General features: G+C 72.8%; 21 protein-coding genes and 2 tRNA genes. 17 read left to right on the top strand and 6 right to left on the bottom strand.

The features are described from left to right. Positions 1-21 precede the first annotated feature (21 nt). A complete protein-coding gene (locus ACIBIW_RS29575) occupies positions 22-582 on the bottom strand; it encodes a DsbA family protein (RefSeq protein WP_399340359.1) in 561 nt (186 codons plus the stop codon). Between the two features lie 239 nt (positions 583-821). On the opposite strand from ACIBIW_RS29575, the gene ACIBIW_RS29580 reads away from it, so the two are divergent. Both ACIBIW_RS29580 and ACIBIW_RS29585 read left to right on the top strand, forming a co-directional pair. Next, positions 822-1,289: a hypothetical protein gene (locus ACIBIW_RS29580; RefSeq protein ID WP_399340602.1), complete on the top strand. Its 468-nt coding sequence runs from the start codon at positions 822-824 to the stop codon at positions 1,287-1,289. A 158-nt stretch (positions 1,290-1,447) separates the two neighbouring features. Beyond that, complete coding sequence (locus ACIBIW_RS29585) at positions 1,448-1,666, top strand: hypothetical protein (RefSeq protein WP_399340622.1); 219 nt, start codon at positions 1,448-1,450, stop codon at positions 1,664-1,666. 58 nt (positions 1,667-1,724) lie between these two features. Here the strand turns inward: ACIBIW_RS29585 and ACIBIW_RS29590 are convergent, their stop codons facing one another. Then, the gene (locus tag ACIBIW_RS29590; protein WP_399340361.1) at positions 1,725-2,291 is read right to left on the bottom strand and encodes a CGNR zinc finger domain-containing protein; all 567 of its coding nucleotides are present in this window, start codon (positions 2,289-2,291) and stop codon (positions 1,725-1,727) included. Between the two features lie 348 nt (positions 2,292-2,639). Beyond that, positions 2,640-3,053, bottom strand: coding sequence for an SsgA family sporulation/cell division regulator (locus tag ACIBIW_RS29595; RefSeq protein WP_003959770.1), 414 nt, complete (start codon positions 3,051-3,053; stop codon positions 2,640-2,642). A 190-nt stretch (positions 3,054-3,243) separates the two neighbouring features. Between ACIBIW_RS29595 and ACIBIW_RS29600 the strand changes: the two genes are divergently transcribed. The 4 genes from ACIBIW_RS29600 (at position 3,244) to ACIBIW_RS29615 (ending at position 4,822) form a co-directional block, all read left to right on the top strand. Next, positions 3,244-3,690, top strand: coding sequence for a TIGR02611 family protein (locus ACIBIW_RS29600; RefSeq protein ID WP_399340363.1), 447 nt, complete (start codon positions 3,244-3,246; stop codon positions 3,688-3,690). A gap of 61 nt (positions 3,691-3,751) precedes the next feature. Beyond that, positions 3,752-3,826, top strand: a tRNA-Val gene (locus tag ACIBIW_RS29605). A gap of 392 nt (positions 3,827-4,218) precedes the next feature. Then, positions 4,219-4,686: an SRPBCC family protein gene (locus ACIBIW_RS29610; RefSeq protein WP_399340365.1), complete on the top strand. Its 468-nt coding sequence runs from the start codon at positions 4,219-4,221 to the stop codon at positions 4,684-4,686. A gap of 64 nt (positions 4,687-4,750) precedes the next feature. Next, positions 4,751-4,822: transfer RNA gene (locus ACIBIW_RS29615), tRNA-Val, on the top strand. A 111-nt stretch (positions 4,823-4,933) separates the two neighbouring features. Here the strand turns inward: ACIBIW_RS29615 and ACIBIW_RS29620 are convergent. Next, positions 4,934-5,647: a 3'-5' exonuclease gene (locus ACIBIW_RS29620; protein WP_399340367.1), complete on the bottom strand. Its 714-nt coding sequence runs from the start codon at positions 5,645-5,647 to the stop codon at positions 4,934-4,936. Between the two features lie 241 nt (positions 5,648-5,888). Between ACIBIW_RS29620 and thrS the strand changes: the two genes are divergently transcribed. Beyond that, entirely contained in the window at positions 5,889-7,874 is a 1,986-nt protein-coding gene (gene thrS, locus ACIBIW_RS29625; RefSeq protein WP_399340369.1) for a threonine--tRNA ligase, read from the top strand. A gap of 81 nt (positions 7,875-7,955) precedes the next feature. Next, entirely contained in the window at positions 7,956-8,516 is a 561-nt protein-coding gene (locus ACIBIW_RS29630; RefSeq protein WP_399340371.1) for an HIT family protein, read from the top strand. A gap of 96 nt (positions 8,517-8,612) precedes the next feature. Here the strand turns inward: ACIBIW_RS29630 and ACIBIW_RS29635 are convergent, their stop codons facing one another. Beyond that, on the bottom strand, positions 8,613-10,304 hold the full coding sequence (locus ACIBIW_RS29635) for a hypothetical protein (protein WP_399340373.1): 1,692 nt from the start codon (positions 10,302-10,304) through the stop codon (positions 8,613-8,615). 158 nt (positions 10,305-10,462) lie between these two features. Then, a complete protein-coding gene (locus ACIBIW_RS29640; protein WP_399340375.1) occupies positions 10,463-12,676 on the bottom strand; it encodes an elongation factor G-like protein EF-G2 in 2,214 nt (737 codons plus the stop codon). Between the two features lie 449 nt (positions 12,677-13,125). Between ACIBIW_RS29640 and pgsA the strand changes: the two genes are divergently transcribed. The 9 genes from pgsA to ruvA all read left to right on the top strand — a co-directional run bounded on the left by pgsA (position 13,126) and on the right by ruvA (position 20,973). Continuing rightward, complete coding sequence (gene pgsA / locus ACIBIW_RS29645; RefSeq protein ID WP_399340376.1) at positions 13,126-13,797, top strand: phosphatidylinositol phosphate synthase; 672 nt, start codon at positions 13,126-13,128, stop codon at positions 13,795-13,797. A gap of 323 nt (positions 13,798-14,120) precedes the next feature. After that, a complete protein-coding gene (locus ACIBIW_RS29650) occupies positions 14,121-15,047 on the top strand; it encodes a phosphatidylinositol mannoside acyltransferase (protein ID WP_399340604.1) in 927 nt (308 codons plus the stop codon). Continuing rightward, positions 15,044-16,231, top strand: a complete 1,188-nt coding sequence (locus ACIBIW_RS29655) for a glycosyltransferase family 4 protein (protein ID WP_399340378.1) — start codon at positions 15,044-15,046, stop codon at positions 16,229-16,231. The genes ACIBIW_RS29650 and ACIBIW_RS29655 overlap by 4 nt, the downstream gene beginning before the upstream one ends. A gap of 49 nt (positions 16,232-16,280) precedes the next feature. After that, the gene (locus ACIBIW_RS29660) at positions 16,281-16,808 is read left to right on the top strand and encodes a hypothetical protein (RefSeq protein WP_399340380.1); all 528 of its coding nucleotides are present in this window, start codon (positions 16,281-16,283) and stop codon (positions 16,806-16,808) included. A gap of 413 nt (positions 16,809-17,221) precedes the next feature. Beyond that, a complete protein-coding gene (gene pdxS / locus ACIBIW_RS29665) occupies positions 17,222-18,142 on the top strand; it encodes a pyridoxal 5'-phosphate synthase lyase subunit PdxS (protein ID WP_399340381.1) in 921 nt (306 codons plus the stop codon). Positions 18,143-18,155: 13 nt separating this feature from the next. Continuing rightward, positions 18,156-18,767: a pyridoxal 5'-phosphate synthase glutaminase subunit PdxT gene (gene pdxT, locus ACIBIW_RS29670; protein WP_399340383.1), complete on the top strand. Its 612-nt coding sequence runs from the start codon at positions 18,156-18,158 to the stop codon at positions 18,765-18,767. A gap of 97 nt (positions 18,768-18,864) precedes the next feature. Beyond that, positions 18,865-19,617, top strand: a complete 753-nt coding sequence (locus tag ACIBIW_RS29675) for a YebC/PmpR family DNA-binding transcriptional regulator (protein WP_399340386.1) — start codon at positions 18,865-18,867, stop codon at positions 19,615-19,617. Between the two features lie 217 nt (positions 19,618-19,834). Further along, positions 19,835-20,368 (top strand): crossover junction endodeoxyribonuclease RuvC, encoded by a 534-nt coding sequence (gene ruvC / locus ACIBIW_RS29680; RefSeq protein WP_399340388.1) that lies wholly within the window; start codon positions 19,835-19,837, stop codon positions 20,366-20,368. Continuing rightward, positions 20,365-20,973: a Holliday junction branch migration protein RuvA gene (gene ruvA, locus ACIBIW_RS29685; protein ID WP_399340390.1), complete on the top strand. Its 609-nt coding sequence runs from the start codon at positions 20,365-20,367 to the stop codon at positions 20,971-20,973. Before ruvC ends, ruvA begins: the two co-directional genes overlap by 4 nt. The last annotated feature ends 54 nt before the right edge of the window (positions 20,974-21,027 follow it).

Raw genomic sequence — 21,027 nt, forward strand, 5'->3', positions numbered from 1 at the left:
CGGTGCGGCCCCCGGGCGCCGTCAGGCCCCGGCGAGCAGCCGGTCCGCGATCTCCTCGATACGCTCCCGCAGCCCCCGCTGGCCCTGCCCGCCGTCGAGGCGGGTGCCCCCGATGACATACGTCGGAGTGCCGCGCACCCCGATGGCCTTGCCCTCGGCGACGTCCGCGTCGACCGCCAGGATGTGCCGCCCGTCGATCAGTGCCGTGTCGAACTCCTCGGCGTCGAGGCCGAGTTCCCCCGCGATCTCGACCAGCAGCCCCTCGCCCGCGCGGCCGAGGTCGGCGACCCTGGCGAGCACGGCCTCTGCATAGGGCCTGCCGCGCCCCTGCGCGGCGGCCTCCTCGGCGGCCTGGGCCGCGGCGAACGCGTGCGGGTGCTTGTCCAGCGGGAAGTGCCGCAGCCTGATGTCGAGGCGGTCCCCGTAGCGCTCGCGCAGCGCCCGCAGGTCGCCGAGGGCCGAGCGGCAGTCGGGGCACTCGAGATCGCACCAGACGTCGAGGACCGGGGCCGGTGGCCCCGAGGGGGAGGGCGCGGGCGAGGACGACGCGGCGGGCGACGGCGGCGGGACGGATTCGTTCATGGCGACAGTCTTCCAGCCGTTCACCCGCGTGGCCGACCGGCGCCGTGGCGCGGCCGCCGGACGCGACGGGGACGCGGCGGCCGGGTGTACCGGGGAGGGAGGGGCGCCTTGGCCCTGAGGAGGAGCCGGGACCCCGAGATGTCCCTGAGGTCGGCCGGGGCCGTGGCCCCGAGGCGGCGGTTCGGTGCAGGATGGAGGGGAACCGTTTGTCTTCACCCCTGTCCAGCCTGGAGGACCGGATGCTTGCCGAGACCGTCTGTGCCGCCGTGTCCGCGGCAGGGCTGGGCATCGCCGCCGTCACCGCCTATCGCAAGCGCTTCTTCGCGGCCACCCGTATCGCCGCGTACGCGCTCGTCCCCGTCGGCCTCGTGATGACCGGCGTGGTCCAGTGGATCGCCGACAAGGCGTTCAGCTTCGAGGCGTGGGCGGGCTTCGGGGTGCTCGGCGTGGCCTGGCTGCTGTTCATGGCCACCCGCTTCTACGAGCGCCGGCACGGCGGCAGCCGCAAGGAGCGTCGCGCCGCGGCCAAGGCGGCGAAGCGCGAGGCGGTCGCTCCCGACGCGGGCACCCCGGCCGCGCCCCCCGCGCTGAGCCCCTCCCGCCAGGCGCCGCGCTCCGAGTCCAAGAAGCGCGAGCCCCAGACCGCGGCGTCCTCGGGCGAGGACTTCAGCGACATCGAGGCGATCCTGAAGAAGCACGGCATCTGACCGCGGGGCGTGGCCACCCCCGGACCGTGCCGCCGAAAACTGCCCCGGGAAAAATCGGGCGCAGGGTAGCGAAAGCCCACGAACTTTGTCCAGCTACCCCGCGTTTTTACGCGTGTTGGTGCTGAGCACCATCGACTCTGCGCCATGATCGGCGCGAGATGCTCGACACACAACAACGCGCCGCCGTCCCGGAATCCGAGGAACGGCACGCCGCCGCCGAACCGGCCGCCGCCCAGGCCGCCGCGCCGACCGCACCCCCGGTGGAAGAGCGGAAGGGCTGTCTTTTCGCCCTCTCGCAGCCGCCCCTGATGATCTTCCTCACCGTCGTCGGCACACTGTTGCTCCTGGCATCGCTGCACGATCTGTTACTGCTCTGACCTCCAGGAACCCCCTCGTCGGCACCGGCCGCCACGCCCCGCGGAGCGTGGCGGCCGCTCACCCCTCGGCCGTGGCCGATTCCCTGCGTCTGGCCCGGTACGCCGCCACATGCAGCCGATTGCCGCACGTACGGCTGTCGCAGTACCTCCGCGAGCGGTTCCTCGACAGGTCCGCGAAGGCGTGCCCGCAGTCCGGCGCCGCGCACCGGCGCAGCCGCTCGCGCTCGCCCGCCACCACGAAGTGCCCCAGCGTCATCCCGCCGTCCGCCGCCAGGTGGTCGGCCAGCGAAGCCCCCGGCGTGAAGTAGTGCACATGCCAGTCGTAGCCGTCGTGGTCCGTCAGCCGTGGCGTGGTCCCCGCCGCCGCCACCAGGTCGTTGATCACCCGGGCCGCCGTGCCCGCGTCCGGCGCCGCGAACGCCTCCACGAACCTGTCCCGCACCCGGCGCACCCCGCCCAGGTCCGCGGCGCACAGCGCCCCGACGTCGCTGATCTGGTGCGCCGCGACGAAGGCCCGCAGATCGTCGACGGAACGCAGCCCCTCATCGGTGCCCTCGTGCGGCGCCGAGTTCACCAGGTCGAGCACCGCGTCCAGGGCGGCCCTGGTGTCATGGGTGATCAGCACGACTGCCTCCTGTGTCGGGGCGCCGACCCTACCTCCGCCGCGGCCCCCGGGGTGAGGCCCCGTAGGGCACTTTTCGGGCGCTGTGGCGACGGACCCGTACGATCCGGGCGCGGAACGCCCAGAGGGGCCCGGCGGCCCCGCACGCACGGACGTGCCGTGCGCACGGGGCCGCCGGGCCCCTCATGCTCCCGCCGTGACGGCGGGTGACCGGCGGCGCGGGGGGACCGCGCCACCGCCCGGGACACACCGGCCGGAGCCCGCCCGTGTGGGCGGTACCCGGCCGCCGCGCCCCTTGTGCGGCTCCCGCACCGTCTCCCCGAGTCGGACGGTGCGGGCGGGCTCCTGGCGCTAGCTCTCCGCCAGGATGTGTGAGAGTTCCGTATCGAGGTCGAAGTGCCGGTGCTCCGTGCCGGGCGGCACGGCGGCGTCCGTACGCTTCAGGAAGGACTCCAGGGCCCGCGCCGGGGCCTCAAGCAGGGCTTCGCCCTCGGGGGAGCTGAGGGCGATACAGACGACGCCCTGGCCGTGGCTGCGGGACGGCCAGACACGGACGTCACCGGTGCCCGTGGGGCGGTGCAGCCCCTCGGCGAGGAGATCGCGGGCGAAGACCCACTCGACGGTCTCCTCGGCTCCGGTGTGAAAGGTGGCGTGCACGGCATAGGGATCGGCCGTGTCATACCGCAGTCCTGCGGGAACGGGCAGTGAGGACTCGCTCGACACAACGAGGCGCAGGTGCAGCTCGCAGCTGACCGTGGTGTTCATAAGCGCCATGGCCTTTCGCTCAGTGTGCGCTCGGGGATTCGCACGTCGGCGAAATCGACATGCCACCTACGGTGCCCTTGTAAACCCCCCGGGCGGTTTTGAGTGCCTTTAGGTAGCTCGGACGGCGGAGCATTTTGTTGTCGGTGGGTCCATTCTGGTGACCGGATTACGTCGGGTAGGGTTTCGTCGTATGAATACGGGGAGTGACGAAAAGCGTTCCGGCGCCACCGCCTCCGAGGAGAGCCGGGCGGCCGCCGCACGCGAGCCGCGCCTCGGCTCCCGGGCGCCCGCGTTCGTCAGGTCCCGCCGCGCCCTGCATCTGAGCTGGCAGGTCGGGGTGTTCATGGCCGGCCTCGCGGTGGTCGCGGGCGGCGTCGTGCTGCTGCCGCTGCCCGGCCCGGGATGGCTGGTGATCTTCGCCGGCATGGCGCTGTGGGCCACCGAGTTCGTCTGGGCCCAGCTCGTGCTGCGCTGGACCAAACGCAAGGTCACCGAGGCCGCCCAGCGCGCCCTCGACCCCCGGGTGCGCCGCCGCAACACCGTCCTCACCGCGATCGGGCTCGTGGTCGTCGCGGCCCTCGTCGCGCTCTACGTGAACCGGTTCGGGCTGCGGATGCCCTGGAACGCCGACCAGTGACCGCGGCGGCCGCCCGCGGTCGCGGCCGGTGCCTGACATGCGGTAACCTGCTGCCGCACCCGGGCGATTGGCTCAGTGGGAGAGCGCTTCGTTCACACCGAAGAGGTCACTGGTTCGAACCCAGTATCGCCCACCAGGAACCGCGGTCCGCAGGCCCCTCGGGGCCCGCGGACCGCTTTCGTTTGCGGCGAACCCCGTTTGCCGGTGTCCTGCGGACCAGTCCGGCCGGTCTCATTCCGTTTTTCCCCTGAAGTGCGGCAGCGTCCTTGGCACCTGAAACTGACGCACCCTCAGATGGCGCCGCGCACCCGAAAAGAGCGCGGCCGGTTTTCCCGTCACGTTAATTCAGGCGCCGCTTCCCCGCATTCTGCGGCCCAGCCATGTGCGGCACGAATAACCGTGTATTGCGCGGGAATTCGGCCCCGGAATCCGGGGCGGCGGCGGACGGGGCGGTACCCGTGCGGTGCAAACCGGCCGCGCACCCTCCGGGTGATGGCCCGGGCCGCCGCGCGCCGCCACACTGGCGCCATGGACTGGAGCCGCTACCGCTTCCACAGCGTCTGGACCCTGCCCGCCCCGCCGCACACCGTGTTCGCCGTGCTCTCCGACATCCGGGCTTACCCGGCCTGGTGGCCCCAGGTGCGCGAGGTCGCCACCCGCGACGGCACCTCGGGCAGCGCCCGCTTCCGCTCCCTGCTGCCGTACGACCTCGTGGTCACCGCGCACGAGGAGCGGAACGAACCCGGCACGGGAATCCTCCAAATCCGTATGCGTGGCGACCTCGACGGCTGGGCCCGCTGGCGCGTCGCCGCGGCCGCGCCCGGGGTCACACGCGCCGTCTACGACCAGGACGTCGAGGTGCGCAAGCCGCTGATGCGGCGGCTCGCGGTGCCCTGCCGCCCCGTCTTCCGGCTGAACCACGCCCTGATGATGCGGGCCGGGCGGCGCGGACTCATCGCCCTGCTGACCGACGGGAGCCGCCCGGCGCCCCACTGATCGCCTTGCCGCGCAACCGGTTTGGAGAGCGGGGCCCACGACCTGTATTGTTCGGTGCGTTCCCGGGCGATTAGCTCAGTGGGAGAGCGCTTCGTTCACACCGAAGAGGTCACTGGTTCGAACCCAGTATCGCCCACCGGGACGAGGGCGGTCCGTGTCCGCGCAGCATGCGCGACCGGGCCGCCCTCACCGTTTTCCGGCCCGACTCGACGCCCCCGGCCCGACACCGGGCCCGGTCCGCTCCGGCTCACACCGCCGCGGGCAGCACCGGCCGCAGCGGCCAGACCGGCTCCGCCGCGCGCCCCGCGCCCGGCAGCGCGAACCACGGGCGCGCCGCCCGCTCCCCGCACCAGCCCCGTTGCAGCGCGTGCAGCTCGGGCGGCTCAAGACGCGCGAGACGCCCCGCGAACCTCCGCCCCACCGCCCGTACCAGATCGAGGGCGGCCCGCGCCTCGCCCGCCGCGCTCCGCGCGGGCGGCCGCACACCGTAGAGCGGCCAGAGCGCCGGCGCGGCCCGCCGCCCCTTGCGCGGCCGGTCGAGATGCCGGTCGAGCAGCAGCGGGTCGAGCACGTACAGCGGCGCGCCCGCCAGATACGCCGCGAGCGGCGAGGCCCGGTGCCTGCGGGTCTCACGGTCGAGCAGCGTCAGCCCGAACGGCGCGTCGAGCACCGCGAGCGGACGCCCCGACGCGCCCAGCTCCGCCAGCCGCGCCGCCACCTCCTCCACCACCGGCGCGGGCCAGCGGCCGCGCCGCAGCACCTGCTCCCCCGTGAGCCCCGCGGGAGCCGCCCCCTCGGGCACCGGCACCCCGGGACTCACCAGCCAGCGCCGCACCGCCAGTGGCGCCCCTGGCTCCCGCTGTGCCACCACCGCCGCCGACACGATGCGGTCGCGCTCCGCGTCACACCCCGTCGCCCGCACCGCGAACGCGGCCAGCGGCCCGTCGAACCAGCACACCATCGAAACCCCGCTCCCCCCGGACACCCTCCGGCACCGCCCCGCCCCCACCCGCGCCTTCCTACCCGGCCCGCGCACCCCGCATCCGACGCGCCGGGGGGCGCGGGGCGGCACTCGGGGCCGGGGGAACGCGCGGCGGCCGCCCCCGGGGCGGGGGTAACCGCTTCGCGCGCGGGCGTCCCGCCTCGGTACGATTCCTGCCTGCCGCGCAGCGCGGCACGAGTGCCTCAGACAGGAGAAACCGGTGTCCGATGTCCGTGTGATCATCCAACGCGATTCCGAGCGGGAAGAGCGCGTGGTGACGACGGGCACTACGGCCGCCGACCTCTTCCCCGGCGAGCGCGCCGTCATCGCCGCCCGGGTGGACGGGGAGCTGCGGGACCTCTCCTGCCGTCCTGACGACGGCGCGTGCGTCGAGCCCGTGGAGATCTCGTCCCCCGACGGGCTGAACATCCTGCGCCACTCCACCGCCCACGTCATGGCCCAGGCCGTCCAGCAGCTCTACCCGGAGGCCAAGCTCGGCATCGGACCGCCCATCAGGGACGGCTTCTACTACGACTTCGACGTCGCCGAGCCCTTCACCCCCGAGGACCTCAAGCGCATCGAGAAGAAGATGCAGGAGATCCAGAAGAGCGGCCAGCGCTTCTCCCGCCGGCACACCACCGACGAGGACGCCCGCGTCGAACTCGCCGACGAGCCCTACAAGCTGGAGCTGATCGGCCTCAAGGGCGGCGGCGCCGCCCGGGCCGCCGAGGGCGCGGACGCGGAGGTCGGCGGCGCCGAGCTGACCATCTACGACAACCTCGACGCCAAGAGCGGCGAGCTGCGCTGGAAGGACCTCTGCCGCGGCCCCCATCTGCCGACCACCCGCGCCATCCCCGCGTTCAAGCTGATGCGCTCGGCCGCCGCCTACTGGCGCGGCAGCGAGAAGAACCCCCAGCTCCAGCGGATCTACGGCACCGCGTGGCCGACCAAGGAGGAGCTGAAGGCCCACCTCGACCACCTCGCCGAGGCCGAGCGCCGCGACCACCGCAAGCTCGGCGCGGAACTCGACCTGTTCTCCTTCCCCGAGGAACTCGGCCCCGGACTCGCCGTGTTCCACCCCAAGGGCGGCGTGGTGCGCAAGGAGATGGAGGCGTACTCCCGCGAGCGCCACCGCCTCGCGAACTACGAGTTCGTCAACACCCCGCACATCGCCAAGGAGCGGCTCTTCGAGATCTCCGGGCACCTGCCGCACTATGACGAGGGCATGTTCCCGCCCCTGAGCTTCGACGAGCAGAACTACCGCCTCAAGGCGATGAACTGCCCGATGCACAACCTGATCTTCAGGGCCCGCGGTCGCTCCTACCGTGAACTGCCGCTGCGGCTCTTCGAGTTCGGCACCGTCTACCGCTACGAGAAGTCCGGCGTGGTGCACGGCCTCACCCGCTCACGCGGCTTCACCCAGGACGACTCGCACATCTACTGCGCCCGCGAGCAGGTCGCCGACGAGCTTGACTCGCTGCTGACCTTCGTCCTCGACCTGCTCAGGGACTACGGCCTCACCGAGTTCGAGCTGGAACTCTCCACCAGGGACCCGGAGTCGGACAAGTTCATCGGCAGCGACGAGGCGTGGGAGCAGGGCACCGAGGCGCTGCGGCAGGCCGCCGACAAGCAGGGCCTGCCGCTCGTGCCCGACCCGGGCGGCGCCGCGTACTACGGGCCGAAGATCTCCGTGCAGGCGAAGGACGCCATCGGGCGCTCCTGGCAGATGTCGACGATCCAGATCGACTTCAACCAGCCCGAGCGCTTCGGCCTTGAGTACACCGCGGCCGACGGCTCCAAGCAGCAGCCCGTCATGATCCACCGGGCGCTGTTCGGCAGCATCGAGCGGTTCTTCGGCGTCCTGCTCGAACACTACGCGGGCGCGTTCCCGCTCTGGCTCGCGCCCGTGCAGCTCGTCGGCATCCCGGTCGGCGACGCGCATGTGCCCTACCTGGAGGAGTTCGCCGCCGAGGCGGCCCGCAGGGGCCTGCGCGCCGAGGTCGACTCCTCGTCCGACCGCATGCAGAAGAAGATCCGCAACGCGCAGCGCGGCAAGGTCCCCGTCATGGTCATCGTCGGCGACGACGACATGGCCGCGGGCACCGTCTCCTTCCGCTACCGGGACGGCTCCCAGGAGAACGGGATTCCCCGTGACGAGGCCCTGGCGAAGCTCACCGACCTCGCGGAGCGCCGCGTCCAGGTCTGAGCCGGGCGCCCGCGGCGGGGCGGTGGGGCGAGGGGCGCCCCGCCGCCCTCCGCGGGCTCCACGGGCGCCTATGCTTACCGCATGACGAGTGAGGCGGGGCGTATCGAGCCGGTCGGAGAGCCGGACGGATTCGGGCGGCTGTGGACACCGCACCGCATGGCCTACATCCAGGGCGAGAACAAGCCCGTCGGTGCCGAGGCCGGAGACACCTGCCCGTTCTGCTCCATCCCCGCCAAGTCCGACGAGGACGGCCTCGTCGTCAGCCGCGGCGCGGCCGTCTACGCGGTGCTGAACCTGTACCCGTACAACGGCGGCCATCTGATGGTGGTGCCCTACCGGCACGTCGCCGACTACACGGAGCTGACGGGCGAGGAGACCGCGGAGCTTGCCGAGCTGACCAAGCAGGCGATGACCGCGCTCCGGCTGGCGTCGGGGGCGCACGGCTTCAACATCGGCATGAACCAGGGCGCCACCGCGGGCGCCGGCATCGCCGCCCATCTGCACCAGCACATCGTGCCCCGCTGGGGCGGCGACACCAACTTCATGCCGATCGTGGGCCGCACCCGGGTACTGCCCGAGTTGCTGGGCGACACCCGCAAGATGCTCGCCGACGCCTGGCCGAGGCCCGCCGCCGACGAGTGAGCCGCGGCCCGGTGGCCGGGACGCGGGTGGGCGGAAGCCCGGTGAGCGTCGGCGCTCGCCACCGCACCACGCGCCGCCGCGGCGCCCCGGGGCCGCTCAGGCGTCGTAGGTGTCGGCCTTGCCGGGCGACGGGTCCTGTACCTGGCCGCTGAGCGCGCCCGAGCGGCTGCCGAACTTGTCGACGTCCACGCCGTTCTCCGCAAGTACCCGGATCGCGGCGTTGTGCACCACCCGCAGCACCGGCGTCGCGGTGCGCAGCGCGTCGTCCGCCATGAACCGGTGGCCCCAGGGCTGGTCCGCCCAGGCGTGCCGCAGTCCGAACGGCTCCGGCAGCGACAACTTGCCGCCCAGAAAGTCGAGCAGCGGCGGATACCAGGTGAAGGGGGCCCGCACCGCCACCCGTACCACCTCGTCAGGCTCCACCAGCGCCAGGTTGCGCGTGGTGGTCTCCCAGAACCGCACCGGCTTCGCGACCGTCTTCGTCTTCGCCGACGGGCCGCCCTTGAAGAGTCCGTGCACCGGGCCGAGCGCGTGCCCCGTGACCTCGATCCGCAGCGTCTCGTGCAGCACCGTCACTGTGATCATCATCGTGATCACCAGATCGCCGTCCCAGAGCACGAACTGCACCCCGAGGTAGTGCCTGTCGCCCTTGCCGAACTGCTGCTCGTTGCAGATCCGCTGCACCTCGTGGCCCTTGATCTGGTACGCCTCCACCTCCGTGCCCGAGGGCCTGGAGACGCTGCCCGCGCCCTCGCCGACATGGCTCACGATCCAGTGCCGTATCGACGGCTTCGGGAAGCCGCCGGTGTGCAGCGGGCCGCGCTCCAGCATCCGCAACTGGTCGTGGATCGCGCGTATCACGTCCCAACTGCGGAACGGATTGATCTCCGTGCCCGGCTCCGCGGGGATCAGGTCCTCGGCGAGCTGCCAGCTCCCCCAGCGGGTGCCCATGCCCAGGATGCCCTTGCGGCCCGCGTAGAACACCGAGTTGGACTGCTGCTCCGCGCTCAGCCGCGCCAGGCTCACCCGCAGCGCCTCCGCCGCGCCCTCACCGGGGTTCGTCGGCACCGCCTCCGGGATCTTCGCGGCGACCCCCGAGCCCGAGACCAGCCCGCTCCAGCGGTCCCGCAGATCGCGTGCCGTGCGCTCGCAGAGCTGCTTCGCGAGCCACCACCCCAGCACGGGGAGCACCGCGCACAGCCGCCCGTACCAGCCCCAGAAGCCGTGTATCGGCAGCTTCCACAGGATCAGTGCGGCGAAGACCCCGAAGCCGACGAGCAGCGCCGTCGCCAGCGCGGAGGAGCGCCGGCCCGACGCCTTCGCCACCAGCCTGCGCAGTTGGAACACCAGCAGCCAGGCGAGCAGCCCCGGCAGGAACAGCACGCCGCACAGCACCATCACCGCGGTCAGCCTGGTGTCGCGCTCCTTGCGGATGCGGTTGGCCGCGAGGCAGTGCTCGACGACCACCTGCGGCTCCATCCCGAAGGACTGGATCAGCGGGGCCCGGCCGCCGCCGAGCATCCGCACCTGCACCGCGCGCGAGAACGCCTCGCCGAGATCCGGCCGGAACAGGCCGATACGGCCCGCCGACACCTTGGACTGGTGCCACTCGTTGTCCGCGTCGAGGATCTTCTCGACGGGCCCGTCGCGGTACGCCGCCGACGCCAGGGCCTGGGTGGCCGCGGTCTGTCCCGCGGCGCCGGTGAGCGGCACCTGCGCCCCGGGACCGAAGTCGAAACCGTCCGTCACTGCCCGCCCCCATCGCCTCTGAGTCCGCCGACCCGGCATTCCCGGCCGCCGTGCCCGCCACACCTTTTGATCAGGTGATCGGCTTGATCACGCCCTCAGCGTATCCGGCGCGCCGACGTTCCGTCAGGGGGAGCGGCCGGGCACCCCCGGCGCACAGGCGCACCCGTTCACGCCCCCTCGCGCCCGCCCGACGCGGCTCAGACCCCGGCGGTCTGCGCCTCCTGCTCCCGCACCCGCTCGGCGACCTGGACCGGCATCGGCTCGTGGCGCGCGTACGCGCGCGTGAAACGGGCGGTGCCGTGCGAGAGGGAGCGCAGGTCCACCGCGTACCTGCCGATCTCGATCTCCGGCACCTCGGCCCGTACCAGCGTCCTGCCGTCCGGGGTCTGCTCGGTGCCGACGACCCGGCCGCGGCGCCCCGACAGATCGCTCATCACCGTGCCCACATACGCCTCGTCGACCAGCACCCGCACCTCGGCCACCGGCTCCAGCAGATGGATCACCGCGTCCGCTGCCGCCTCCCGCAGCGCCAGCGCGCCCGCCGTCTGGAACGCCGCGTCCGAGGAGTCCACCGAGTGCGCCTTGCCGTCGAGCAGCGTGACCCGCACGTCGATCAGCGGGTGCCCGCTCGCGACGCCCTTCGCCGCCTGCGCCCGAATCCCCTTCTCCACCGAGGGGATGAATTGCCGCGGCACCGCGCCGCCCACCACCCTGTCCACGAACTCGATACCGCTGCCGCCCGGCAGCGGCTCCACCTCGATCTCGCAGATCGCGAACTGGCCGTGCCCGCCCGACTGCTTCACATGGCGGCCCCGGCCGCCGGCGCCGGCCGCGAACGTCTCCCGCAGCGCCACCCGGTGCGGCACCAGGTCGACCTCGACGCCGTAGCGCCCCCGCAGCCGCTCAAGCGCCACCTCCGCGTGCGCCTCGCCCAGGCACCAGAGCACCACCTGATGGGTGTCCTGGTTCTGTTCGAGCCGCATCGTCGGGTCCTCGGCCACCAGCCTGCCGAGGCCCTGCGAGAGCCGGTCCTCGTCGGCCTTGCTGTGCGCCTCGATGGCCAGCGGCAGCAGCGGCTCCGGCATGTCCCAGGGCGCCATCAGCAGCGGCGCGTCCCGCCCGGACAGGGTGTCGCCCGTCTCCGCGTGGCCCAGCTTCGCCACACACGCCAGATCGCCCGCGACACACCGGTCCAGCGGGCGCTGCTGCTTGCCGAACGGCGCCGACAGCGCGCCGATCCGCTCGTCGAGGTCGTGGTCCTCGTGGCCGCGGTCCGTCAGACCGTGCCCCGACACATGCACCGTGTCGTCCGGGCGCAGCGTCCCCGAGAACACCCGTACCAGGGAGATCCGCCCCACATACGGGTCGGATGCCGTCTTCACCACCTCCGCGACCAGCGGCCCCTCCGGGTCGCACACCGGCGCCTCGCAGCCGCCGCCCGCGACCGTGGTGACCTCGGGCAGCGGATGTTCGAGGGGGGTGGGGAAGCCGCGCGTGACCAGTTCGAGCAGCTCCACGGTGCCCAGGCCCTGCCGGGCGCCGTCCGCGGCGGGCGCCGCGGCGAGCACCGGATGGAAGGCACCCCGTGCCACCGCCTTCTCCAGGTCCCCGATCAGCGTGCCCGCGTCGATCTCCTCGCCGCCCAGATAGCGGTCCATGAGGGTCTCGTCCTCGCTCTCCGAGATGATCCCCTCGATCAGCCTGGCCCGCGCGCGCTCGATGAGCGGCAGCCGCGCCTCGTCCGGCGCCCGCTCCACCCGCTCCCCGGACGCGTAGTCGAAGACACGCTGGGTGAGCAGCCCGACGAGCCCCGTCACCGGGGCGTGCCCGTCCGAGGCCGGCTCGCCGCGCAGTGGCAGGTACAGCGGGAGCACCGCGTCCGGGTCGTCCGCGCCGAACGCCTCGGCGCACACCCGGGTCATCTCCTCGAAGTCCGCGCGCGCCGCCTCCAGATGCGTGATCACGATCGCGCGCGGCATGCCCACCGCCGCGCACTCCTCCCAGACGGCACGCGGTGCCCCGGCGATGCCCTCCGCGCCCTCGGCCGCCGAGACCACGAAGAGGGCCGCGTCCGCGGCGCGCAGACCGGCCCTGAGATCCCCGACGAAGTCGGCGTAGCCGGGGGTGTCCAACACGTTGATCTTGCAGTCGTCCCAGCCGAGCGAGACGAGGGACAACTGCACCGAGCGGTGCTGGCGGTGCTCGATGTCGTCGTAGTCGGAGAGCGCGGTGCCGTCCTCGACCCGCCCCGCCCTGTTCACCGCGCCCGTCGTCAGCGCGAGCGCCTCCACCAGCGTCGTCTTGCCGGAACCGCTGTGGCCGACCAGTACCACGTTGCGTACCGACGCGGGGTGGTCGGCCGTCCGCGCCCTGCCCGCGGCCCCGGACTGTGTGTGCGTCTTGTCGCCCATGCCCTGCCTCCCGGTCGCACTCGGGTTCTGAGTGGCTCTCGATGGCGCAGGCACGCTGGGCCGCGTTCCGTGGCGGCTACGGCGACGCCCGCGGTTCGCTTTCGAGCTTTGCACTCGCGCCATGCTGCGTCCATACGTCGTACGGGAACCCGACGGCCTCGGGTGCCCGTCGGCCGCCCGGCGGCGGCCGTGGCTACGATGGGCCATCCGGCGGCCGCGAAAGGGCCGCCAAGGGCTGTCCCGTGATCCACGGCGGATCAGCGCGCGGCGTCAGATGCGGTGCATCGCAAGGCGGAGGAACGTCCGCATACTGCTGGTATGCGGGCGTTGCGGCAACGCGGCGAGGTGCCGTAGCTGGGGGTACCTCCCGGCCGAGGGCCGGGGGAGCGTCGCGCGCCCGCCGGGGACCGCGGAACAGCCCTAAGGGCTCACGAACCCCCGGGAAGGCCATGCTGAACAAGTACGCGCGTGCGTTTTTCACGCGTGTCCTCACACCGTTCGCCGCGTTTCTCATCCGCCGCGGGGTCAGCCCCGACACGGTCACGCTGCTGGGCACGGCGGGCGTGGTGGCGGGCGCGCTGGTCTTCTACCCCCGGGGCGAGTTCTTCTGGGGCACCGTCGTCATCACCCTCTTCGTCTTCTCCGACCTGGTCGACGGCAACATGGCCCGCCAGCTCGGCCGCTCCAGCCGCTGGGGCGCCTTCCTCGACTCCACCCTCGACCGGGTCGCCGACGGCGCCGTCTTCGGCGGCCTCGCGCTCTGGTACGCGGGCCGCGGCGACGACAACATGCTCTGCGCCGTCACCCTGTTCTGCCTGGCCAGCGGCCAGGTCGTGTCCTACACCAAGGCGCGCGGCGAGGCCATCGGGCTGCCCGTCGCCGTGAACGGCCTGGTGGAGCGCGCGGAGCGGCTGGTGATCTCGCTGGTCGCCGCCGGGTTCTCCGGGCTGCACAAGTTCGGCGTGCCCGGCATCCAGGTGCTGCTGCCGATCGCGCTGTGGATCGTCGCCGTGGGCAGCCTCGTCACCCTGGTGCAGCGCGTCGTCACGATCCGCAGGGAGGCCGCCGAGGCCGAGGCGGCGGCGGAGACCTCCCCGCAGGGCACCGGGGCCGCCTCGTGAGCGAGCCGGAGCACTCGGGGGACCCGACCCCCGACGCGCCCACGGAACGGGCAGCGGCCGCCACCGGCGCCGACACGGCGCGGGACACGCCCGGGGCGCCGCCGTCTGCGCCGCAGCCGGAGCCGCGGCCGCAGCAGGGCGATCCTGGCGCCGGCAAGGCCGACCCGGATGCTCCGGAGGCCGATCCGGGCGCCTCCGAGGCAGTGCCGGGCCCTCCCAAGGCCGCCTCGGATACTCAGGAGGCCGCTCCGGAGGCTCCCAAGGCGGCCCAGGGCGCGCCCAAGCCCGCCGGGAAAGACGCCCCCGCCGCCGACGGCGGGGGAGTGGGCGAGCGGGTCACCGACGTCCTCTACGGGCTCGGCTGGGGCACCGTGAAACGCCTCCCGGAACCCGTCGCCGCCGGCCTCGGCCGCACCATCGCCGACACCGTGTGGCGCCGCCGCGGCAAGGGCGTCCTGCGCCTTGAGGGCAACCTCGCGCGCGTGGTGCCCGACGCCGGCCCGCGCCGCCTCACCGAACTCTCCAGGGCCGGCATGCGCTCGTACATGCGCTACTGGATGGAGTCCTTCAGGCTGCCCGCCTGGCGCGAGGACCGCGTCAGGACCGGCTTCGACCCCGCGGGCCTGCACCACCTCACCGACGGCCTCGAATCCGGCCGTGGCGTCATCCTCGCCCTGCCCCACCTCGCCAACTGGGACCTCGCGGGCGCCTGGGTCACCACCAGGCTCGGCGTGCCCTTCACCACCGTCATGGAACGCCTCAAGCCGGAGTCGCTCTACGACCGCTTCGTCGCCTACCGCGCGGGACTCGGCATGGAGGTCCTGCCGCACACCGGCGGCACCGCCTTCGGCATACTCGCACGCAGACTCCGCGACGGCGGCCTCGTCTGCCTCGTCGCGGACCGCGACCTGTCCGCCTCCGGCGTCGGCGTCACCTTCTTCGGCGAGGAGGCCAGGATGCCCGCGGGCCCCGCGCTCCTCGCCCAGCGCACCGGGGCGCTCCTGCTGCCCGTCACCCTCTGGTACGACGACTCACCGGTGATGCAGGGCCGCGTACACCCCCCCATCGAGGTCCCCCGCACAGGCGACCGCGCGGAAAAGACGTCTGTCATGACACAGGCGCTGGCAGACGCCTTCGCCACCGGCATCGCCGACCACCCGGAGGACTGGCACATGCTCCAGCGCCTGTGGCTCGCCGACCTCGACCCGGCACGCCGACCCGCGCCACCCGAAGCCGGAGGCACCACGTGAGGATCGGCATCGTCTGCCCCTACTCCTGGGACGTCCCCGGCGGCGTCCAGTTCCACGTACGCGACCTCGCCGAGAACCTGATCGCCCGCGGCCACCACGTCTCCGTCCTCGCCCCCGCCGACGACGACACCCCCCTGCCCGACTACGCCGTCTCCGCAGGACGCGCCGTGCCCGTGCCCTACAACGGCTCCGTCGCCCGCCTCAACTTCGGCTTCCTGTCCGCCGCGCGAGTACGGCGCTGGCTGCACGAGGGCACCTTCGACGTCGTCCACATCCACGAACCCACCACCCCCTCACTGGGGCTGCTGACCTGCTGGGCCGCGCAGGGCCCCATCATCGCCACCTTCCACACGTCCAACCCGCGATCCCGCGCCATGATCGCCGCGTACCCGATCCTCCAGCACGCCCTGGAGAAGATCAGCGCCCGCATCGCCGTCAGCGAGTACGCCCGCCGCACCCTCGTCGAACACCTCGGCGGCGACGCCGTCGTCATCCCCAACGGCGTCGACGTCGGCTTCTTCGCCCGCGCCGAGGTACGCCCCGAGTGGCAGACCCCGCCACAGGAACGGGAACGCGGCGGCACCATCGGGTTCATAGGGCGCATCGACGAGCCCCGCAAGGGACTCCCCGTGCTCATGCGCGCCCTGCCGAAGATCCTCGCGGAACGCCCCGCCGCCCGGCTCCTCGTCGCCGGCCGCGGCGACGAGAAGGAAGCCGTCGCCGGCCTGCCCGCCGACATGCGCCCACGCGTCGAGTTCCTCGGCATGGTCAGCGACGAGGACAAGGCACGGCTGCTGCGCAGCGTCGACCTCTACGTGGCACCCAACACCGGCGGCGAGAGCTTCGGCATCATCCTCGTGGAAGCCATGTCGGCGGGCGCCCCCGTACTCGCCTCCGACCTCGACGCCTTCACCCAGGTCCTGGACCAGGGAGCGGCCGGCGAACTCTTCGCCAACGAGGACGCCGACGCCCTCGCCGCCGCCGCGCTGCGCCTCCTCGGCGACCCGGCACGCCTCGCGGAACTCACCCGGCGCGGGAGCGCCCATGTGCGGCGCTTCGACTGGTCCACCGTCGGCGCCGACATCCTCGCCGTCTACGAGACGGTCACCGACGGCACCTCGTCCGTCGCCGCCGACGACCGCCCAGGGGGCCTCCTCTCCAGACTCGGCCTCGCCAGGGACTGACACCGCGCCCACCCCACCGCGCCACACCCACCCCTTAAAGTGAGGCCGCGTGACCCTCACCCTCATCTGGATCGCGGTCGTCCTCATCGCCGTCGCCCTCTACCTGAGTTGGACCGCGGGCCGCCTCGACCGCCTCCACACCCGGATCGACGCCACCCGCGCCGCGCTCGACGCCCAACTGGTGCGCCGCGCCTCGGTGGCACAGGAACTGGCCACCTCGGGCGTCCTCGACCCGGCCGCCTCGATCGTGCTCTACGAGGCCGCCCACGCCGCACGCCAGGCCCCCAAGGAGGGCCGCGAGGTCGCCGAGAGCGAACTCAGCCAGGCGCTGCGGGCCGTCTTCGACAGCACCGCCCAGGTCGCGGCCGTACGCGAAGCGCCGGGCGGCGAGGCCGCCGTCGGCGAACTCGCCCAGGCCGTACGGCGCGTACCGATGGCACGCCGCTTCCACAACGACGCCGTCGGCGCGGCGAGGGCGCTGCGCAGGCACCGCAAGGTGCGGTGGTTCCGGCTGGCGGGGCACGCGGAGTTCCCGCTGATGTTCGAAATGGATGATGAGGGGCCGCCCTTTTTTTAAGGCTCGTTCGCCTCCGGGCCCGCTGAGTCGGTGTCCCGGGCCACCCGTGCTCACTCCGTTCCTTCGTCACTGCGCTCCGCGCGGGCGACCCGGGACACCGACGGGGCCCTTCGGCTCACTCGCCCTGCGAGGCGCCTTGCGAACAGCCATGCGTTGGGATTTCCCTGTGCCACAGGCAGGCCGCCCTGTGCCACAGGCAGGCACGAACCCCCCCCGGGCTATCGGGAGTACGGGTTTGGGGTGACCCGGGACCTCGGGCTGCCGGGAGTGCAGGTTGGGGGGGCAACCCCGGGGGCCTCCCGGGGCTGCGAAAAGTTCCACCCTCTTACCATTGGCCCTTTTCTCCTCACCGGTACCGGGGGTTTCCTCAGGGTGTCCAGGGCCGTGGATACGTCATGAGAGAGGCGTCGAGCATGTCCAGTGCAGCCGAGTCCGGTTCGTCAGTCGAGGGTTCCGCCACCGGGACCGCCCGGGTGAAGCGCGGCATGGCGGAGCAGTTGAAGGGTGGGGTGATCATGGACGTGGTCACCCCGGAGCAGGCCAAGATCGCGGAGGACGCGGGGGCCGTGGCCGTGATGGCGCTGGAGCGGGTGCCCGCGGACATCCGCAAGCACGGTGGCGTGGCCCGGATGTCCGACCCGGACATGATCGAGGGCATCATCTCCGCCGTGTCCATCCCGGTGATGGCCAAGTCCCGTATCGGACACTTCGTCGAGGCCCAGGTGCTCCAGGCGCTCGGCGTCGACTACATCGACGAGTCCGAGGTGCTGACCCCGGCCGACGAGGTCAACCACTCCGACAAGTGGGCCTTCACCACCCCCTTCGTCTGCGGCGCCACCAACCTCGGCGAGGCGCTGCGCCGGATCGCCGAGGGCGCCGCCATGATCCGCTCCAAGGGCGAGGCGGGCACGGGCAACGTCGTCGAGGCGGTGCGGCACCTGCGTCAGATCAAGGGCGAGATCGGGCGCCTGCGCTCCCTCGACAACCACGAGCTGTACGCCGCGGCCAAGGAACTGCGCGCCCCGTACGAACTGGTCAAGGAGGTCGCCGCGCTCGGCAAGCTGCCCGTCGTGCTGTTCTCCGCCGGCGGTGTCGCCACCCCCGCGGACGCCGCCCTGATGCGGCAGCTCGGCGCCGAGGGCGTCTTCGTCGGCTCCGGGATCTTCAAGTCGGGCGACCCGGCCAAGCGCGCCGCGGCGATCGTGCGGGCCACCACCTTCCACGACGACCCGAAGACCGTCGCGGACGCCTCCCGCAACCTCGGCGAGGCCATGGTCGGCATCAACATCGACACGCTCCCCGACGCCGAGCACTACGCCGACCGCGGCTGGTAGGCGGCGCCCGGACATGACCACAGGCACCACCCCCGCAGGCGCCGCACCGCTCGTCGGCGTGCTCGCCCTCCAGGGCGACACCCGGGAGCACCTGGCGGCGCTCACCGCCTGCGGCGCGCGCGCCACCGCGGTGCGCCGCCCGGAGGAACTGGCCGCCGTGGACGGCCTCGTACTGCCCGGCGGCGAGTCCACCACCATCTCCAAGCTCGCCGTGCTCTTCGGGCTGATGGAGCCGCTGCGCGCCCGGGTGCGCGAGGGCATGCCCGTCTACGGCACCTGCGCGGGCATGATCCTGCTCGCCGACAAGATCCTCGACCCGCGCTCGGGTCAGCAGACCGTCGGCGGCATCGACATGATCGTGCGCCGCAACGCCTTCGGACGGCAGAACGAGTCCTTCGAGGCGGCCGTCGGGGTCGCGGGGCTCGCGGAGCCGGTGCACGGCGTCTTCATCAGGGCGCCGTGGGCGGAGTCCGTGGGCGCCGGGGCCGACGTGCTCGCCGAGCACGACGGGCACATCGTCGCGGTCCGCCAGGGCAACGCGCTGGCCACCGCCTTCCACCCCGAGCTGACCGGCGACCACCGGCTGCACGCCCGCTTCACCGCCATGGTCCGCGCGGCCGGGTGAGCGGACGTACCCGGCGGCGCAGGACCGGCACCAGTGCGGGTCCTTGTAGGATCTCTGGCGTTCAGGCAGAGATGGGTTACGCGAAGGAGACAGGCAGATGTCCGGCCACTCTAAATGGGCCACGACGAAGCACAAGAAGGCCGTGATCGACGCCAAGCGCGGCAAGCTCTTCGCGAAGCTGATCAAGAACATCGAGGTCGCGGCCCGGATGGGCGGTGCCGACGTGGAGGGCAACCCCACGCTCTTCGACGCCATCCAGAAGGCGAAGAAGCAGTCGGTTCCGAACAAGAACATCGACTCGGCCGTCAAGCGCGGCGCGGGACTCGAAGCCGGCGGCGCCGAGTACGAGACGATCATGTACGAGGGCTACGGGCCCAACGGCGTCGCGGTGCTGATCGAGTGCCTCACCGACAACCGCAACCGCGCCGCCTCCGACGTCCGCGTCGCCATGACGCGCAACGGCGGCTCCATGGCCGACCCGGGCTCCGTGTCGTACCTCTTCAACCGCAAGGGCGTCGTGATCGTCCCCAAGGGCGAGCTGGGCGAGGACGACGTCCTCGGCGCCGTCCTCGACGCGGGCGCCGAGGAGGTCAACGACCTCGGCGAGACCTTCGAGGTGCTGAGCGAGGCGTCCGACCTGGTCGCCGTGCGCACCTCGCTCCAGGAGTCCGGCATCGACTACGACTCCGCCGAGGCCAACTTCGTCCCGACCATGCAGGTCGAGCTGGACGAGGAGGGCGCCAGGAAGATCTTCAAGCTGATCGACGCCCTGGAGGACAGCGACGACGTGCAGAACGTCTTCGCCAACTTCGACGTATCCGACGAGATCATGGAGAAGGTCGACGCCTGAGCGCCGCCGCCCGCGCCGCGGGGAGCGGCCCGCAGACCCGTGACGGACCGGAGGGGGAGACCCCGCCGGTCCGTCGTCGTACCCGCCCCGTGCCCGGTGCCGGCGGGCGCGCCCGCCCCGGCCGTGTCGTCCCCGCGATGTCGGTGGCCACCGCTAATCTGCACGAACAGGTGAACACGAGGGGCGTACGGGTGACGGCCCGACCGAGGAGGGGACGATGCGGGTACTGGGTGTCGACCCGGGGCTCACACGCTGCGGCATCGGCGTGGTCCAGGGAGCCGCAGGACGCCCGCTCGCCATGATCGGCGTCGGCGTCGTGCGCACACCCCCCGACGCCGACCTCGGCGCCCGACTCCTCGGCATCGAGCGCGGCATCGAGGGCTGGCTCGACGAGCACAGCCCCGACTGCGTCGCCGTCGAACGCGTCTTCAGCCAGCACAACGTACGCACGGTCATGGGCACCGCCCAGGCCAGCGCCGTCGCCCTGCTGTGCGCCACCCGCCGCGGCCTGCCCGTCGCCCTGCACACCCCGAGCGAGGTCAAGGCCGCCGTCACCGGCAGCGGACGCGCGGGCAAGGACCAGGTCGGCGCCATGGTCGCCCGGGTCCTGCGGCTCACGGAGCCCCCGAAGCCCGCCGACGCCGCCGACGCCCTCGCCCTCGCCATCTGCCACCTGTGGCGCGCCCCCGCGCTGAACCGACTCCAGCAGGCGCACGCCGCCGCCCGCACCGCCCGAAAGGCCCCCCGATGATCGCGTTCGTCAGCGGCCGGGTCGCCGCGCTCGCCCCCGACACCGCGGTGGTCGAGGTCGGCGGCGTGGGACTCGCCCTCCAGTGCACCCCCGACACCCTCTCCGCGCTGCGCGTCGGCGCCGAGGCCAGGCTCGCCACCTCCCTCGTCGTACGGGAGGACTCCCTCACGCTCTACGGCTTCGCCGACGACGACGAGCGCGCCACCTTCGAACTGCTCCAGACCGCGAGCGGCGTCGGCCCCCGCCTCGCCCAGGCCATGCTCGCCGTGCACAGCCCCGACGCACTGCGCCGCGCCTTCTCCACCGGCGACGAGAAGGCCCTCACCGCGGTCCCCGGCATCGGCAAGAAGGGCGCCCAGAAGCTGCTCCTCGAACTGAAGGACCGCATCGGCACCCCGCTCGGCACCGGCACCCCCCCGCCCGCCGCCGCCCCCGCGAGCTGGCGCGAACAACTGCACACCGCCCTCGTCGGTCTCGGCTACGCGCCACGCGAGGCGGACGAGGCCGTGGCCGCCGTCGCCCCCGGCGCCGAGGCCGCGGGCACCGTGCCGCAGGTGGGCCAGCTCCTCAAGGCCGCGCTCCAGACCCTGAACCGCACCCGGTGACCCCCCGGCCGCACCCGCCCCACGCCACCAGCCCGCACGACACCCCGAGGCACA

Origin of the sequence: Streptomyces sp. NPDC050560 (genome assembly GCF_044457285.1) — a bacterium.
Classification (GTDB): Bacteria; Actinomycetota; Actinomycetes; order Streptomycetales; family Streptomycetaceae; genus Streptomyces.